This window comes from Devosia sp. LC5, assembly GCF_000735585.1.
Classification (GTDB): Bacteria; Pseudomonadota; Alphaproteobacteria; order Rhizobiales; family Devosiaceae; genus Devosia.
This window is the reverse complement of the sequence record NZ_JNNO01000001.1, coordinates 311,065-327,522: the sequence shown is the minus strand read 5'-3', so window position 1 is coordinate 327,522 and position 16,458 is coordinate 311,065. Positions and strand designations below refer to the sequence as shown.

The following is a 16,458-nucleotide window of genomic DNA, read 5'->3' as shown; positions in this document are numbered from 1 at the left end:
CGGCACAGGTGCCGCCTTTCCAAGATTGTCGATCAAATGGCCTAGCCGAGACCAAGCCGGCGCTGCCACCAGCCGACCTTCTTCTTTTCCGGCTCTTCTTGCGTGTCGCTCTCGGCCTTAGGGGTGCTGGAGGAGACAACAATGCCTTCCGCCGGCAATTCCTTTTTGACACGGCGCGGCTTGGGCGCTTCGACCTCTGGCTCCGGTGCTGCGACCGGTTCGGCTGCAGCAGGGGCCGTTTCGGCCACGCTCGCGACCGGCGCAGCTTCGGCTGGTGCGGCATCTGCCGCCTCGGCCTTGGGCTTGCGGGCACGGGGTTTCCGCTTGGGCTTCTCGTCGGCTACCGGCGTTTCTTCCGGTGCTGCTTCAACAGGAGTGACTTCAGCCACAGCCATCTCGGCAGGCACTTCGGCCGTCTTGCGCGTACGACGCGTCCGCTTCGGCTTTTCGGCCGGCGCTTCTGCTACCGGCTCGGCCTCTACCACGACGGGCTCGGGAGCAGGTGCGGCCTCAGCCACAGTCTCGCTGCTCGCTTCGATCGGCTCGGAGTCACCGGCAGTTGCGGGCGAACCCTCGCTGCTCTCATTGCCTTCCTCGCCATCACGACGGTTGCGGCGGCCACCACGGCGACCGCGGCGGCGGCGCTTGCGCGGCTCGTCATCGGCGCGGGCATCCGGGGAGGCGGAAGCAACTGCCTCCTCGCCCTCTTCACCTTCATCGTCGCCATCTTCGGCGTCGGCCTCGACAACGGACTGCTGCGCGGTACGCTGCTGCGGCGGGCGCTGACCGCCTTCATCACCACGCTCGCCACCACGACGGCGGCGACGGCGGCGACGGCGGCCTTCGCCGTTCTCTGACGACCGGCGTTCGCCGGCTTCGGCTGGTGCCTCTTCGGCCTGTTCTTCGTCTTCGTCCTCGATGATATCGTCATCGGCGCTGTCATCGATGACGGCGCTATCGACGCGGACATGCTCGGTGGCGCGCTGATCGGCATAGGCGGAGACGCGGGCCTCGCCCTTTTCGATGGCGAACTGGTGACCGGTCATCTTGCCGTCGGCCGTGATGGTGATCGACAGAGCGTTGCGGATTTCCAGCGCCGTCAGCGTGTCGCGCTTGAAGTTTAGGATATAGAGCGCGACTTCGATCGGAACGCGCACGTTGATCGACTGGCCCTGGCGGCGCAGCACATGATCTTCGATGTGACGCATGATCATCAGCGCCAGCGACTCGGTGGAGCGCACCAGACCCGTGCCATCGCAGATCGGGCACTTATGGGTGGAGCTTTCGACCACGCCGAAGCGGATGCGCTGACGGCTCATTTCCATCAAGCCGAAATGGCTGATGCGGCCAACCTGGATGCGGGCGCGGTCGTCCTTCAGGCAATCCTTGAGCTTGCGCTCGACGGCCCTATTGGAGCGGTTCTCCATCATGTCGATGAAGTCGATCACAATCAGGCCGGCCAGGTCGCGCAGCCGCAACTGGCGCGCGACTTCGTCGGCGGCTTCCAGATTGGTCTGGAGCGCAGTGTCCTCGATATTGTGCTCCTTGGTGGAGCGGCCCGAGTTCACGTCGATCGAGACCAGCGCCTCGGTAGGGTTGATCACGATATAGCCGCCCGAGGGTAGGGTGACCGTGGGGGAGAACATGGAATCGAGCTGGGCTTCGATGCCGTATTTGGAGAAGAGTGGCTGATCTTCCTTGTAGAGCTGCACGTTTTTGGCGTGGCTCGGCATGATCATCCGCATGAAGTCCTTGGCTTCGCGGTAGGCGTCGTCGCCCGCCACGAACACTTCATCGATGTCCTTGTTGTAGAGATCGCGAATAGTGCGCTTGATCAGCGAGCCTTCCTCATAGACCAGGCAGGGGGCCTGGCTCTTGAGGGTGAGTTCGCGCACGCTTTCCCAAAGGCGCATCAGATATTCGAAGTCGCGCTTGACCTCGGCCTTGGTGCGCGACGCACCGGCCGTACGCAGGATGACGCCCATGCCCTGCGGCACCTCGAGATCGGAGGTGATTTCCTTGAGGCGCTTGCGATCGGCCGCATTAGTGATCTTGCGGGAAATGCCGCCGCCACGGGCGGTATTGGGCATCAGCACCGAATAGCGGCCGGCAAGCGACAGGTAAGTCGTCAGAGCGGCGCCCTTATTGCCGCGCTCTTCCTTGACCACCTGCACCAGCATCACCTGGCGGCGCTTGATGACTTCCTGGATCTTGTAGTGACGGCGATTCTGGTTCTGGCGGCGGCGCTCGGGAACTTCCTCAAGCGCATCCGCGCCGCCGATCGATTCGACCGGTTCGGTATTGGCCGGCGCCTGCTCGATATGGCTGGCGCCTTCCATGTCCTGGGTATCGGTTTCGGCGTCCGGCTCGGTCACGCCTTCGGGCAGCGAGATATTCTCGTCTACCGCGTCGTCATGGTGATCGTCTTCCTCGTGCTCTTCGCGCAGCAGGGCTTCGCGGTCGGCAACGGGGATCTGGTAATAATCGGGGTGGATTTCGCTGAACGCGAGAAAACCGTGGCGATTGCCGCCATACTCGATGAACGCGGCCTGCAGCGAAGGCTCAACGCGCGTGACCTTGGCGAGATAGATATTCCCTCGCAACTGGCGGCGGGTCGCCGATTCAAAGTCGAATTCCTCGAGCCTGTTACCCGATGTGACGACAATCCGTGTTTCTTCCGGGTGGATGGCATCCACCAGCATTCTCTTGGTAGCCATAATAAACTCCGCGCGCTCGCGCGCCGACAAGAGGCCGCCGGGAAACCGGCATCCTTCTCATGGCGCTGTGCGAGGCGAATGGTTTGAAGGTAGTGGCGCGCGAAACGGAGGTGTTGGGTGCGCCGGCATAAATGGTCATGGCCGAGAGATGCAGCGTAGCAAAACGGCAATCGTTCACATCGATCGCGTCGCGTTTTGTCCGCCTGCGGGCCATCTGACCTCTTCCTATTGGGCCGCTTGCGCCTAAAAAACGCCAGCAGCCGTCCGGTCCGAACGGACCGAAATTTGTCGAGAAGCGCAGGATTTGCCGCTTCTGAACCGGCCTTCGGGAAATCTCTTCGCCCGTTGCCAGCCCACTTCCTGTGCCAATGTCGTCAGCCTCTAGCCAACGCGAACTGGTGCCGCAGGAAGCATGCGCCTCATCTATAGCGTGTAGGGGGGTTGCAACAGATTGGCAACAGGAAAGTCAAAAAGCGCCTGTGCCCGGCTTTTCAAACAGGCTTTATTGGCCCTCCGGGCAAATCATCGCATAAGAGCCCTGGCGCCGCAGAATCGCCCGAAGTTTCTGGCATTGCGGCGGCTGTGACATAGGGGCAGTTCCAGTCTTGTTCAAATTTCTCCGTTCCATCAAATGGCCGGTGACCGCATTGGCGCTGGCTTGCGCTTTGCTTTCAGCCGCGGCCCGGGCCCAAGAGGCGACGCCGCTGCCGGCGCTGCCCAATGTGATGGATGTGCGGGTGTCCGACACGCCGGAACGCGCGCGGCTGATCGTCGACCTGGCCGCCAAGACTGAATTTGCCCTGGTGTCGCTCGACGGGCCGAACCGGTTGGCGATCGATGTGCGGGCTGCTACGTTCTCGGTGCCCGAACCGACCGGTCAGCCAGCGGGCGAGGGGATTGTTTCGGGCTACGAGATCGAGCAAGCGGCGCCGGACCGGGTCCGCACGATTTTGACGCTGGCCCAGCCTGCACAGGTGCAACAGGCCTATGTGCTTGATGCGTTCGAGGACCAGCCGGCGCGGTTGGTGGTGGATATCATTCCGGCAACCCCTGAGGAATTTGCCGCCAATGTCACCAGAGACAGGGCTGCCTCTACCGATATTGCTGCGGCTCCGGCGCAATCCACGCCAGCGGGTGGCTCTGAATTGCCGATTGCGACTCGCCCCCTGGTGGTCATCGATCCTGGCCATGGCGGCATCGATAGCGGCGCCGAGGCTGCCAATGGGATCAAGGAGAAGGATATCGTTCTCGCGTTCGCGCTCAAGCTGCAGCAATTGCTGGTCGAGTCGGGGCGCGTGGACGTGGCCTTGACGCGCGAGGACGACACTTTCCTACGGCTTGAGGAGCGTGTGGCGCTGGCGCGCAGCAACAAGGCGGACCTCTTCATTTCCATTCATGCCGACAGCTTCCAGCAGCCCGAAATCCGTGGTGCCAGCGTCTATACACGCGATGAGAATGCGACCGATGTGCTCGACAAGGTGCTGGCCGACAATGAGAACAAGACCGATGTGATCGCCGGCTTCACCATGCCGCAAATGGCACCGGAAGTGGTCGATATCCTGATCGACCTGATGCGGCGGGAAATGCGCAAGCAATCCTACCTGGCCGCTCAATCCATCGTGCATCAGCTCGAACCCAGCGTGGAACTGCGCCGCTTTCCGGTGCGGCAGGCCAATTTCTTCGTGCTGCAGGCGCCCGATGTGCCCTCGGTGCTGATCGAGCTGGGCTTTTTGTCCAATGCCACCGATATGGCCAATCTGATGCAGAGCGATTGGCAGGAGCGCACCGCCAACGCGCTGGCGCGGGGCATTTCGACTTACTTCGACAGCCTCAAGACCGAAGAGTGATGTGATAAATCGGTCACGATGGCCGTGAGCCGCCGGCGGGCGTTGGCTTGTGATCTACATTTTTCATGCAGTCTGCTATGATTCCGCGAAGAAACGACATGCGCTCGGAGCGCAGCGTCTGCGACGATATGCGGGCAAGCTGCCATGATTGGGCAGACGCCCTGGAGAGACTGAATATATGCTGCGTTTGCTCGGCTGGCTCTTTGGCTTTGGGATGTTCTTGGCGCTGGCCGCCGTTGCCGGTGGCGCCATTTACCTGACCAGCGTGTCGGCCGAACTGCCCGACTATACGGTGCTCAAGGACTATCAGCCGCCTGTGACAACGCGGGTGCATGCTGCTGACGGCACGTTGCTGGCCGAGTTCGCGCGTGAACGGAGGCTGTTCCAGCCGATCGAAACGGTGCCGCCTTTGGTGATCCAGGCGTTCCTGTCGGCGGAAGACAAGGACTTTTACCGGCATGGCGGCATTGCCGTGGATGGCGTGTTCCGCGCCGTGCGCGACAATTTGATGGCGCGAATGGATGGCAATTCGTCGATCCAGGGCGGCGGTTCGTCCATCACGCAGCAGGTGGCCAAGAATTTCCTGCTGACCACCGAGCAGACCTGGGACCGCAAGATTCAGGAAGCGCTGCTGGCCGTTCGCATCGAGTCGACCTTTTCCAAGGATCGTATTCTCGAACTCTATCTCAACGAGATTTTCCTCGGCCTCAATTCCTATGGTGTTGCAGCCGCGGCGCTGAACTATTTCGACAAAGCGCTGTACCAGCTCGACCTGGCTGAAGCCGCCTATATCGCGGCGCTCCCCAAGGGGCCGAACAATTACCACCCCTTCCGCCGCCCGCAGGCCGCCATCGAGCGCCGCAATTGGGTGATCGATCGCATGGTCGAAAATGGCTTTGCGACGCTTGAGGAGGCCACGCTCGCCAAGGAAGAGCCGCTCAATGTCGTGCCACGCGCCGGCGGCAGCCAGCTCTACGCGGCCGAGTATTTCACTGAGGAAGTGCGGCGCGAGCTGGCCAAACTTTATGGCGAAGACCAGCTCTATGGCGGCGGCCTTTCGGTGCGCACGACGCTCGATCCCAAACTGCAGGGCTATGCGCGACGGGCCTTGATGGATGGGCTGATTGCCTATGATCACGGACAGGGGTTCCGCGAACCGGTCGCCAGTATTGAAATCGGCGAGGATTGGGGCGCCGATGTCGCCAAGATCAGGCCGCTGAGCGATGTGCCGGAATGGCAGCTGGCGGTGGTATTGGAAATGGATGGCAACGAAGCGCGCATCGGCTTGCGGCCCGATTCGACGGTCGATGGCGCCATTGCCGACGATCGGGTGGAAGGCATCCTGTCTGGCCCCGAAATCAAGTGGGTTTCCAAGCCGCTATCGAGCATTCTCAAGGTAGGGGATGTGGTCTATGTCTCGCCCATAGTTGGCAAGGCTGGCATTTATACGCTGGAGCAGGTGCCCGAGATCGAAGGGGCGTTGGTCGCCATGGATCCGCGCACCGGACGCGTGCTGGCCATGGTTGGCGGCTTCTCCTTTGCCGAATCCGAGTTCAACCGTGCCACCCAGGCGCTGCGCCAGCCCGGCTCGTCGTTCAAGCCGATCGTTTATGCGGCGGCACTCGACAATGGCTATACGCCCGCATCGGTTGTGCTCGATGCGCCGGTGGAAATCCGTAATGCGGACGGCTCGATCTGGCGGCCGGAAAACTACGCGCAACAATTTTACGGTCCGCAGACCCTGCGGCGCGGCATCGAGCGCAGCCGGAACGTGATGACGGTGCGGCTGGCCAAGGATATCGGCATGCCGCTGGTGGCCGAATATGCGCGGCTGTTCGGCGTCTACGACACCATGCAGCCAGTGCTCGCCATGGCGCTTGGCGCGGGTGAAACCACCGATATGCGGATGACGGCGGCCTATGCGACCATCGCCAATGGCGGGCGCAAGATCGTGCCGACGCTGATCGACCGCATTCAGGATCGCTATGGCGTGACGGTCTATCGCCACGACCAGCGCACTTGCGAGGGCTGCCAGGCCGAGGATTGGCACGGGCAGGGGGAGCCGCGCATCATCGACAATCGCGAACAGGTGCTGGACCCGATGACGGCCTACCAGATCACCTCGATGATGGAAGGCGTGGTGCAGCGCGGCACTGGCACCGCCGCCAAGGTGCTCAATCGCCCGGTGGCGGGCAAGACCGGCACCACCAATGACTATAAGGACGCCTGGTTTGTCGGGTTCACGCCAGAACTCGCCGTGGGCGTCTATGTAGGCTATGACCAGCCCCGCTCCATGGGGTCTTCGGTTACCGGCGGCACCTTTGCTACGCCGATCTTCACCGAATTTATGCAGAAGGCGCTTGCCGGTACCCCTGCCACGCCGTTCAACGTGCCCTCGGGCATGACTACGGCCTGGATCAATCCCAATTCGGGTGTGCAGGCTTATAACGGGGAAGGCGGCATTGAAGAATCCTTCAAGCCCGGCACGGGGCCGAACCTGGCGACCTCGGTGATCGGGTTGGGCGTCAATGCTGCCGATGCGATCCAGCGCCAGCAGCAGATGCAGCAGCAATATGGCAATGGCTATATGGCCCAGCCAAGTGCCGATGCCGGTCGCGGCGGACTGTTCTAGGTGCCTGACTTTGTTGTCTATCCACATGCCGCGCTGAACCGGGTCGCTGCTCCGCGCCCCGTGGATAGCGCCATGCTGCAAGCAGGCGAGCGGCTGTTGGCTGCGGCCCAAGAAGCGCAGGCCTATGGGCTGGCCGCGGCCCATCTTGGCGAGAATGAACCGCTGGTCGTGATGTCCATGGCGAGCGATCCGGCGCAGCGCGATTATCGGCTGTTGTTCAATCCGGAAATTGTTGCAGTCGCCGAGGAAACGGCAAGCGGGCCGGAGGGGTCGGTATCCATGCCCGGCATCGAAGTGGCCGTGCAGCGCCCGGTCTGGGCCGAAATTGCTTATGACGATGCCAGTGGCGCCCGGCATGTCGAACGGCTTGAGGGTTTCGTGGCGCGTATTGCCTTGCATGAAATCGAACAGGCAAACGGCATGTTCTTTCTGAGCCGGGTATCGCGGCTGAAGCGCGCTGCGGCTACGCGCAAGTTCGACAAGAGCCGGCGGGCATAATTGCAGCCCGAAAGGTTGATCCTCAACCCGCACTCCGCTACACGGGGCGCCAGTTTTGAAGGAATAGACCATGCGTGCGGAAATCGAAAAGACCGTCGCCGAAATCGAGCAGGTTCTGACCCTGCTGAGGAGGCATCTTTGACTGGGATACTGCAGAAGTCCGTCTCGACGCGCTGAACGCGCAAACCGAATCTCCCGAATTCTGGAATGATCCGGAAAAGGCCCGCGCCGCGATGCGCGAGCGCGACGAACTCGACGTGGCCGTCAAAGCGGTGCGCGAGCTTGAAGCTGGTATTCGCGACAATGTCGAGCTGATCGAAATGGGCGAAGCCGAAGGCGACGCCGCTATCGTCAAGGACGCCGAAGACGCGCTGATCGAGCTCAAGCAGACGGCCCGCCGCCGCCAGATCGAGACGCTGCTATCGGGCGAAGTCGACGCCAATGACTGCTATGTCGAAATCCATTCGGGTGCTGGCGGCACCGAAAGCCAGGATTGGGCCAACATGCTGCTGCGCATGTATACCCGCTGGGCTGAACGCCGGAAGATGAAGGTCGAGGTCATGGAAATGCATGACGGCGAAGAAGCCGGCATCAAATCCGCGACTATTCTGGTCAAGGGCCACAATGCCTATGGCTGGCTCAAGACCGAGAGTGGCGTGCATCGCCTGGTGCGCATCAGCCCCTATGACTCGGCCGCGCGGCGGCATACCAGCTTTTCGAGCTGCTGGGTCTATCCGGTGGTCGATGACAGCATCGACATCGAAATCCGCGAATCCGATCTCAAGGTCGATACCTATCGCGCTTCCGGCGCCGGTGGGCAGCACGTCAACACTACCGACTCGGCCATCCGCATCACCCACGTGCCCTCAGGCATCATCGTGGCCTGCCAGCAGGAGCGTAGCCAGCACAAGAACCGTGCGACGGCCATGGCCATGCTGAAATCGCGTCTCTATGAGGCCGAATTGCAGAAGCGCGAAGAAGCGGCCAACGCCCAGGCGGCCAGCAAGACCGATATCGGCTGGGGCCACCAGATCCGTTCCTACGTGCTGCAGCCCTACCAGATGGTCAAGGACATGCGGACCGGCGTCGAAAGCGGTCAGCCTTCAGTCGTGCTGGATGGTGACCTGGACGAGTTCATGGAAGCCGCATTGGCGCAGCGCGTCGGTGTCGCAACGGACGTGGCGGAAGCCGAATAACCGAACAGCTTGGCGGCCTAGCCCAACAGGGCCGCCAGGCGCTTTCCGGCCTCAAGGAATTTCTTGGGATTGATGGCAACATTGTCCTTCCGCACCTCGAAATGCAGGTGCGGGCCGGTCGAGCGGCCGGTCGAACCGACCTTGGCAATCGGGGTGCCGGTATTCACCCGCTGCCCGACTTCACTCAGAAAACCCGAAAGATGCCCATAGCGGCTGATCAGGCCATTGGCGTGGGTGACTTCCACCACTTTGCCATAGCCCGATTTGACGCCGACAAAGCTGACAACACCGGCGCCGGCGCTTAGTACCGTAGTCCCGGTTGTGGCCGCAAAGTCCATGCCGGAATGAAACGCCCGCCTTCCGGTGAACGGATCGGTGCGATTGCCGAAGCCTGAGCTCTGCCGGAAGTTGCCTGATATCGGGAGGTGGATCGGGGCGGTGTCGATGCTGTCGCGGGCGGCCTTGTAGCGCACCAGCGCGGCCATTACCGCATTGGCATCGTCGATCATGGGCGAGGCTTCGGCGCCATCCACGGCGGCCAATAACGGGCCGCCGACGCCATCCAGATCATCCTCGGGCAGGGTAACGCGAATGCCCAGGCCCGACAGCTCCGCCACGATATTGCGGGTTCGCTCCGTTGCCGTTTCGGCAATCGAGGTCATGGCAAACTGGGTCTCGCCCATCATCTGGGTAATCGCACTGGCGGTCGCGTCGATCTCGGCATTGCCGCTGCTCATCGCCAGGGGCGCACTGGCCGGAGCGCCGGGCGGCGAGGGCAGGGCGGCGCTATCGATGCCCAATTGGCCGGCCTTGTCGACCAGCACCTTGACCAGCTGATGCTGCTCGATCAGCACTTCCTGCTGCTGGGACAGTTCCTGCAATTGCAGATTGATATCGCCCGCCTGGGCATAGCTGCGCGAATGCAGCCGATCCACCTCGACGCGCAATTGGGCAATGCGATCCTCATAGGCAGCCACGACCTGATCGTTCTGGCGGTTCCAGAGCTTAGCGATGTCGTTGGAAAAGAGGAATGCAGTGGCGGTCAGCGCATTGGCGCAGAGCAGGGTGGCGAACATGCCGTAAAACAGGGCCGGGCGAATACCCTGGCGCGTCGGCGCTGGCGCGGTGGCGGGACCGCCAAAACTGGCTGAATAACGCACGCAACATACCTCGCGACACCAACAACATGGTGAGTAAAGTATGGCTGCGCATGGTTAATAAAGGCAAAAGCTACGCTATTTTGCGGCCAAATGGGCATCCAGCGCGTCGAGCATTTTCTGCGCATGGCCGGCAATGCGGGTGGCTCGAATAATCCGCGCCACCTTGCCATCGGCGCCGATAATAAAGGACGTGCGGATCAGGCCCATGAATTCGCGGCCATAGAGCTTTTTGAGCTTCCACAGGCCAAATGGCTCAATGGCCTTGTGTTCGGGGTCGGCCACCAGCGGAACCACCAGCCCGTACTTGGCGCGGAACTTGGTGTGGCTGGCCAAGTCATCGGGCGAAATGCCGGCTAAAACCGCTCCACGCCTGGCGAATTCGGGGGAGAGCGCCGAAAACTCCTGGTTTTCGTTGACGCACCCGCCCGAGTCGTCTTCTGGATAGAAGTAGAGCACAACAGGCTTGCCGCGATGGCTCGCCAGATCAAAGGTCGAGCCATCATCCAGCGGCAAAGTGAAAGTTGGTGCGAGGTCGCCCTCTTGCAGTTCGGTCATCGCGATAGTTCCTGGCTTTTCGGGCTGGATGCTATTGGAGGTGTCGGCGCCATATTACAGCCGGTATCATCTGGCACTAGACCGCATTCTGCGGTTGATTCTCAGGGGTGCCAGCAGATACCGGCCGAGTTTCGATCTGGAAGCAAGTGAGCGCGTCAACCTTACCCGCAGACACGCCAACTTTATCGTCTGCGACAAGCGGACGGCATCCCGTGCGCCATGCAGCCAAAGTCTGCGTGTGGGGTCTTGGTATTCCCGCCGTTCTGTCGCTGCTGCTTTATCTCGTCCTGCTGATCACCCCCATCCGCCTGCCATTCGGCGGCGACGCCGTGCGGGCCTTCGCGCAATCGACCATGCCATCCACCTCAAATCTGCAGCTTGGGCAGATGGCGCTGGCGCTCGAAAATGGCGTCTGGCCGGTGATTCAGTTCTCGCCCGTTCAACTGACCGACACCAAAAGCGGCGCCAATATCTCGATTGAGGCGCTGGAGATCGGCTTTTCGCCAGCCCGTGCGATATTCGGCCAACCCGGCGCGACGATAACGCTGGTGCGCCCGCATGTGCAGGTGGTGCAGGACCTGTTCGGGCCGCGCGTCACCAGCTTTGATCTGCTCGATGATCCCAATGGCGGCCCGCCGACTGTGCAGGTCAAGGAAGGCGAGGATGCGTTTCCTGCGGTCGATATTTCCCAGCGCGGCATTGATCTGAGCGGGGCGGCCCAGCCGCAGCAGATGCGCTCGGACAATGATTGGCTGATCTACAATCTGGAAACCAGCGAGCAAGGCATTGCCGATATTGTCGAGCACGCTGCCCAGGGGCGGTTCTCCAAGCTCGTCATCCGCGACGGCACGGTGGATATGAGCGACACCGTCTATGGCCTGTTCCGGCAGTTCGAGCATATCAATCTTGAAATTGGTCCGACGCCGGACCGGCGCAATACCAATGGCAAATTCTCCGCCACACTAGGCGGGCGCACCATGACGGGTAGCCTGTCGCGCACGGTTGATGATGAGGGCGGCTCGCGGCTTGAGGCCGATGTCACCAATATCGACTTCGCGGCCTTTCTGCCTTTCATCGATGATGCCACCAGCCTTGCCGCCATCCGTGGCGCCGGTGCACTGTCGATCGACGTGCGGTTCCAGCCGGCGGGTGGCAAGCTGATCGACGGCGCGTTCAAGATCGATCTGACGGGGCTCGATCTGCGCATCGCCGACGCCTATTTCCCGATCGCCAGCTCGATCCTCGACATCAGCTGGGCGCCGGAAAAAGGGCAGTTTACGCTGCAGGACAGTGCGTTGCAGATCGGCAAGAGCTCGGCCCGCGTCTCGGGCGTTTTCGGCCTTGGACTCGATCCAAAATTCGGCCCGACCACCGGTATCGCGCTCAAGGCAACCGACGTTCGTATCCAGCCCGATGACATGGACGCGCCGGCGGAGCCATTCGACAGCATGGAATTTTCCGGCTGGTCGGCGCCACTTTATGGGGCGCTCGGTATTGACCGGCTGATCGCCCGCAAGGGCGAAGCCAGCGTGGAGACCACGGGCCGGTTCGACATGCTGCAGAAGGGCCTGGGCATTGACCTGACGCTCACCGGGCAGGGCGTCAGCGCTGACGATGCCAAACGGCTCTGGCCTTATGTCATGGGCACGGAAAGCCGTGACTGGTTTGTCGCCAATGTGACCGATGGCACGATCACGAACGCCCGGATGCGGTTCAGATTTCCGGTCGGTACGCTGGCGCTTGAGGGCGAGGACAAGGCTATCCCCAAGGATGCCATGCAGATCGATATGGTTGGCGAGGGGGTGACCGTTACCCCCACGGCCAAGATGGCGCCGATCACACTACAGGGCAATACGCGCCTGCAGATCGACGACAGCAATGTCACCATTTCGGCCGGCGGTGGCCAGATCGAGACCGCGTCGGGGCCCCTCAAGGTGACCAACCCGGCGCTTGTCATGGACAATTCGGTGCCGAGCGAGAGCATTATCGAGGTCTCGGGCGATCTGGAGGGTTCTATCCCGGCCCTGCTGGCATTGACCCGCGAGCAGCAGCCGCAGGCCATCCAGAACACGCCGCTGCCGCTGGATCTGGATTCCCTGCAAGGTAATGTCGATGCCGGATTGGTCGTAACCGTCAAGCTGCCCAATGAGGAAAGCGGGCGGGCGATGAATGTGGATTATGTGCTGAATGGCACGGTTGCAGACTTCGCCAGCTCGCAGCCAATCAAGAGCCATAGAATCAGTAATGGCCAGCTTGCCTTCAGCGCGTCGCAGGCGGGCTATCAGGTCGGCGGTACGGCCGAGATCGATGGCATGAAAGCCGGTGTCGAGATATTGGGCACGCTTGAGACCGAGCCGGCCTTCCGGTTGTCCTCGGTTGTCAGCGCCGAAGACCTCAAGGCAATGGGTTTTGATGCCTCCCAGTTCTTCGGCGGCAGCGTGCGCGTTGTCGGTCAGCCCATGGCGGACGGGTCGATCCAGATTGCGGCCGATTTGCAGGATGCGCGGCTGACTTTCAAGGATATCGGCGTCACCAAAGCGGCGGGCACGGCCGGCACACTGCATGCCAATGTGAAGCAGGATGGCGAGCGTACCGAACTGAGCGGGGTCGATCTGGCATTTGGCTCGGTGCATTTGCAGGGCGGGATCAGATATCACGCTACCGAGGGACTGGAATCGGCGAATTTTGACCGCTTCGCACTGAGCCCGGGCGACAATGCGCAATTGGCGCTCGCCCCCCGCGAAGGTGGGTATTCCGTGCAGATTCGCGGCGCCCAACTTGATCTCAAGCCCATGCTCAAGCAATTCTTCGGGCTGGGCGAGGGCACGGGCGGCGTGCAATCCACCTTTACCCAGACCATCGCCCTCGACGTGCGGCTGGACCGCGCGCTTGGCTATTACGCCACCACCGCCTTCAACATGAACCTGGACCTGCTGTTACGCGGCACCGATCTGCGACGGGCCAATCTGACGGCGCAGTTCAGCGACGGTAATGCCGTGTCGGTGACGACCAATCCGACGCCCGATGGCCGCACCATGTCGGTGGCCTTCAACGATGCGGGGACCATATTGCGCCTGCTGGGGGTCTATTCGCAGCTGGCCGGTGGGGAAGGCAGCCTGGTACTCAACACGTTCAGCGCCCAGAAGATGGATGTGGGGCAATTGCTGATGCGCCATTTCGCGGTTGTCGATGAGGCCAATGTTGCCCAGGTGTTGGGAAATCATTCGGATTCCCGCGCTGCCATCGCCAAGCAGAACCGGCTCGATTTCGACAGTGCCAAGGTGGACTTCGTGCGCCGCTCGGACCGTGTCGAAGTGTCCAATGCCGTGCTGACCGGCAGCACGGTCGGCGGCACGCTGCGCGGCTTCATCTATACCAACCAGCGCCAATATGACCTGACGGGAACCTATGTGCCCCTGTTCGGGCTCAACAGCGCATTCCAGAAAATCCCGCTGCTCGGCCCGCTGCTGGGCGGCCGCGATGGCGAAGGGCTGCTCGGGGTGACGTTCTCGGTCACCGGGGCGCTATCCAGCCCGGTGTTCCGCATCAATCCACTATCCGCCCTGGCGCCGGGCGCGTTGCGCGAGCTCTTCGAATTCCGCGCCAATGAACAGCCGCGCGTGGAATGAGAAAGGCGCCCGAGAGGGGGGCGCCTTTTAAACGTTACCTGGGTCGATTTAGACCGGCTTGATCAGTGCGTGGCGCTTCTTGCCGACCGAGAGCTTGATGACGCCTTCGGGCAGCAGCGCATTGTCGCCGATGCTGAGCTTGTCGTCCTCGATCACCGCGTCATTGACCCGCACCGCACCCGACTGGATGTGGCGGCGGGCCTCGCCATTCGATCCGGCCAGACCGGCAGTCACGAGCGCGGCGAGAATGCCCAGTCCGGTTGCCAGTTCGGCATGCGACACCGTTGCAGTCGGCAGCGACAGATCGATCGAACCAGCCTCGAAGGTCGCGCGAGCGGTATGCGCAGCTTCTTCGGCGGCGTTGCGGCCATGTACGATGGCGGTGACTTCGGTTGCCAGCACCTTCTTGGCCTCGTTGATCTCGTTGCCACCGAGGGCTTCGAGCTTGGCGATTTCGCTCAGCGGCAGGCGGGTGAAGATCTTGAGGAACTTGCCGACATCGGCGTCTTCCGTGTTGCGGAAATATTGCCAGAAATCATAGGGACTAAAGAGGTCGCCATTGAGCCAGACGGCGCCGGAGGCCGACTTGCCCATCTTCTCGCCCGAGGCCTTGGTCAGTAGCGGGGTGGTCAGCGCATAGAGCTGCTCGCCGCCCATGCGGTGGTTGAGGTCGACACCATTGATGATGTTGCCCCACTGGTCCGAGCCGCCCATCTGCAGCACAGTACCATAGCGCCGGTTCAGCTCGGTGAAGTCGTAACCCTGCATGATCATGTAGTTGAATTCGAGGAAGCTCAGCGACTGTTCGCGGTCGAGCCGCAGCTTGACCGAGTCAAAGCTGAGCATGCGGTTGACCGAGAAATGGCGGCCCACATCGCGCAGGAATTCGACATAGTTGAGCTTGAGCAGCCAATCGGCATTGTTGACCATGATGGCCGGATTGGAGCCCTCATAGTTCAATATATTGCTGTAGACCTTCTTGATGCTGGCGATATTGGTGTCGATCTGCTCGACGGTCAGGAGCTTGCGTTGATCGTCGCGGAACGACGGATCGCCCACCATGGAGGTGCCGCCGCCCATCAGGCTGATCGCCTTGTGGCCGGTTTCCTGCAACCAGTAGAGCATGGTGACGGTGATCAGATTGCCGATATGGATCGAGGTCGCCGTCGCGTCATAGCCGACATAGCCGGTGATCGGGCCCTTGAGGGCGAGCGCATCGAGGCCTTCGGGATCGGAAATCTGGTGAATGAAGCCGCGTTCGTCGAGGACGCGCAGGAAATCGGATTTGAATTTGGTCATGTGACAGCCACTGAGGTTACGGAGACCTCATGGTGAGCTTGTCGAACCACGAGGTCGGTGCATACGGGACCTCGTCCTTCGACAGGCTCAGGATGAGGTCCCTCCAACGGATCGTAGTGTTCGCGCCGCTATTTAGCGCCCGCCGCCGGCGGCGATCTCCAGCCGGCGACGGTCGAGATAGTCGGCGCAACGGGTGGTCAGATCATCGATCTTGCCCTCGAAGAAGTGGTTCGCGCCCTCAACGATCTGCTGTTCGATGGTGATGCCCTTCTGGGTCTTGAGCTTGTCCACCAGCTTCTGCACCGAGGTGGGCGGAGCCACGCGGTCCTTGTCGCCATGGATGATCAGGCCCGAGGAGGGGCAGGGGGCCAGGAACGAGAAGTCATAGAGGTTTTCCGGCGGAGCGACGGAGATGAAGCCTTCGACTTCCGGCCGGCGCATCAAAAGCTGCATGCCGATCCAGGCGCCGAAGGAAAAACCGGCGATCCAGCAGCCGCGGCTTTCGCGGTTGATGATCTGCAGCCAATCGAGCGCTGCGGCAGCATCGGAGAGTTCACCAATGCCGTGGTCGAACATGCCCTGGCTGCGGCCGACGCCGCGCGAATTGAAGCGCAGCACGGCAAAGCCGCGTTCGGCGAACATATAGAAGAGATTGTAGACGATCTGGTTGTTCATCGTCCCACCGAATTGCGGGTGGGGGTGCAACACGATGGCAATGGGAGCGTTCGGCTCCTTGCCCGGCTGGTAGCGGCCTTCCAGACGGCCCTCGGGCCCGTTGAAAATCACTTCTGGCATGGTCTTGTTCTTCCGGCCATTCGGCTCTGTTGGCGTGGTATTTCCAACCGTCGATCCGGCGGCACTGCGGCTTGACTAAGCGCGCCTTGCTGCCTAAAACATGGGTCGAAAAATCCAGTTTAGAATTATT

The 16,458-nt window shown here is 61.6% G+C and carries 10 protein-coding genes; 5 read left to right on the top strand and 5 right to left on the bottom strand.

The features are described from left to right. Positions 1-41: 41 nt before the first annotated feature. The gene (locus FF80_RS01535) at positions 42-2,717 is read right to left on the bottom strand and encodes a ribonuclease E/G (protein ID WP_035097078.1); all 2,676 of its coding nucleotides are present in this window, start codon (positions 2,715-2,717) and stop codon (positions 42-44) included. Between the two features lie 605 nt (positions 2,718-3,322). Here FF80_RS01535 and FF80_RS01530 point away from each other — a divergent pair. The 4 genes from FF80_RS01530 (at position 3,323) to prfB (ending at position 8,890) form a co-directional block, all read left to right on the top strand. Then, positions 3,323-4,564: an N-acetylmuramoyl-L-alanine amidase gene (locus FF80_RS01530; RefSeq protein WP_052153042.1), complete on the top strand. Its 1,242-nt coding sequence runs from the start codon at positions 3,323-3,325 to the stop codon at positions 4,562-4,564. Positions 4,565-4,742: 178 nt separating this feature from the next. Further along, a complete protein-coding gene (locus FF80_RS01525) occupies positions 4,743-7,196 on the top strand; it encodes a penicillin-binding protein 1A (RefSeq protein ID WP_035096961.1) in 2,454 nt (817 codons plus the stop codon). Continuing rightward, positions 7,197-7,694 carry a peptide deformylase gene (locus FF80_RS01520; protein ID WP_081917150.1) on the top strand — a complete coding sequence of 166 codons (498 nt, stop codon included), beginning with the start codon at positions 7,197-7,199 and terminating at the stop codon, positions 7,692-7,694. Between the two features lie 70 nt (positions 7,695-7,764). Continuing rightward, positions 7,765-8,890 (top strand): peptide chain release factor 2 gene (prfB, locus tag FF80_RS01515; protein WP_152558220.1). Its coding sequence is split into 2 segments (ribosomal slippage): positions 7,765-7,833 and positions 7,835-8,890, totalling 1,125 coding nucleotides; the frame shifts between segments, so codons are not numbered across the junction. A gap of 17 nt (positions 8,891-8,907) precedes the next feature. On the opposite strand, the gene FF80_RS20775 is transcribed toward prfB, so the two are convergent. Both FF80_RS20775 and FF80_RS01505 read right to left on the bottom strand, forming a co-directional pair. Then, a complete protein-coding gene (locus tag FF80_RS20775) occupies positions 8,908-10,050 on the bottom strand; it encodes a M23 family metallopeptidase (protein WP_052153040.1) in 1,143 nt (380 codons plus the stop codon). Positions 10,051-10,125: 75 nt separating this feature from the next. After that, complete coding sequence (locus FF80_RS01505) at positions 10,126-10,605, bottom strand: peroxiredoxin (RefSeq protein ID WP_035096959.1); 480 nt, start codon at positions 10,603-10,605, stop codon at positions 10,126-10,128. A 212-nt stretch (positions 10,606-10,817) separates the two neighbouring features. Here FF80_RS01505 and FF80_RS01500 point away from each other — a divergent pair, with 212 nt between their 5' ends. Beyond that, the gene (locus FF80_RS01500) at positions 10,818-14,234 is read left to right on the top strand and encodes an AsmA-like C-terminal domain-containing protein (protein ID WP_035096958.1); all 3,417 of its coding nucleotides are present in this window, start codon (positions 10,818-10,820) and stop codon (positions 14,232-14,234) included. Positions 14,235-14,282: 48 nt separating this feature from the next. Here the strand turns inward: FF80_RS01500 and tyrS are convergent, their stop codons facing one another. Beyond that, the gene (gene tyrS / locus FF80_RS01495) at positions 14,283-15,533 is read right to left on the bottom strand and encodes a tyrosine--tRNA ligase (protein WP_035096957.1); all 1,251 of its coding nucleotides are present in this window, start codon (positions 15,531-15,533) and stop codon (positions 14,283-14,285) included. 132 nt (positions 15,534-15,665) lie between these two features. After that, a complete protein-coding gene (locus tag FF80_RS01490; RefSeq protein ID WP_035096956.1) occupies positions 15,666-16,328 on the bottom strand; it encodes an alpha/beta hydrolase in 663 nt (220 codons plus the stop codon). Between the last annotated feature and the right edge of the window lie 130 nt (positions 16,329-16,458).

Excerpts from the sequence above, each read along its gene's own strand:
- FF80_RS01525 (WP_035096961.1), top strand. The coding sequence starts at position 4,743 with ATGCTGCGTTTGCTCGGCTGGCTCTTTGGCTTTGGGATGTTCTTGGCG.
- FF80_RS01490 (WP_035096956.1), bottom strand. The coding sequence starts at position 16,328 with ATGCCAGAAGTGATTTTCAACGGGCCCGAGGGCCGTCTGGAAGGCCGC.
- FF80_RS01505 (WP_035096959.1), bottom strand. The coding sequence starts at position 10,605 with ATGACCGAACTGCAAGAGGGCGACCTCGCACCAACTTTCACTTTGCCG.
- tyrS (WP_035096957.1), bottom strand. The coding sequence starts at position 15,533 with ATGACCAAATTCAAATCCGATTTCCTGCGCGTCCTCGACGAACGCGGC.
- FF80_RS01535 (WP_035097078.1), bottom strand. The coding sequence starts at position 2,717 with ATGGCTACCAAGAGAATGCTGGTGGATGCCATCCACCCGGAAGAAACA.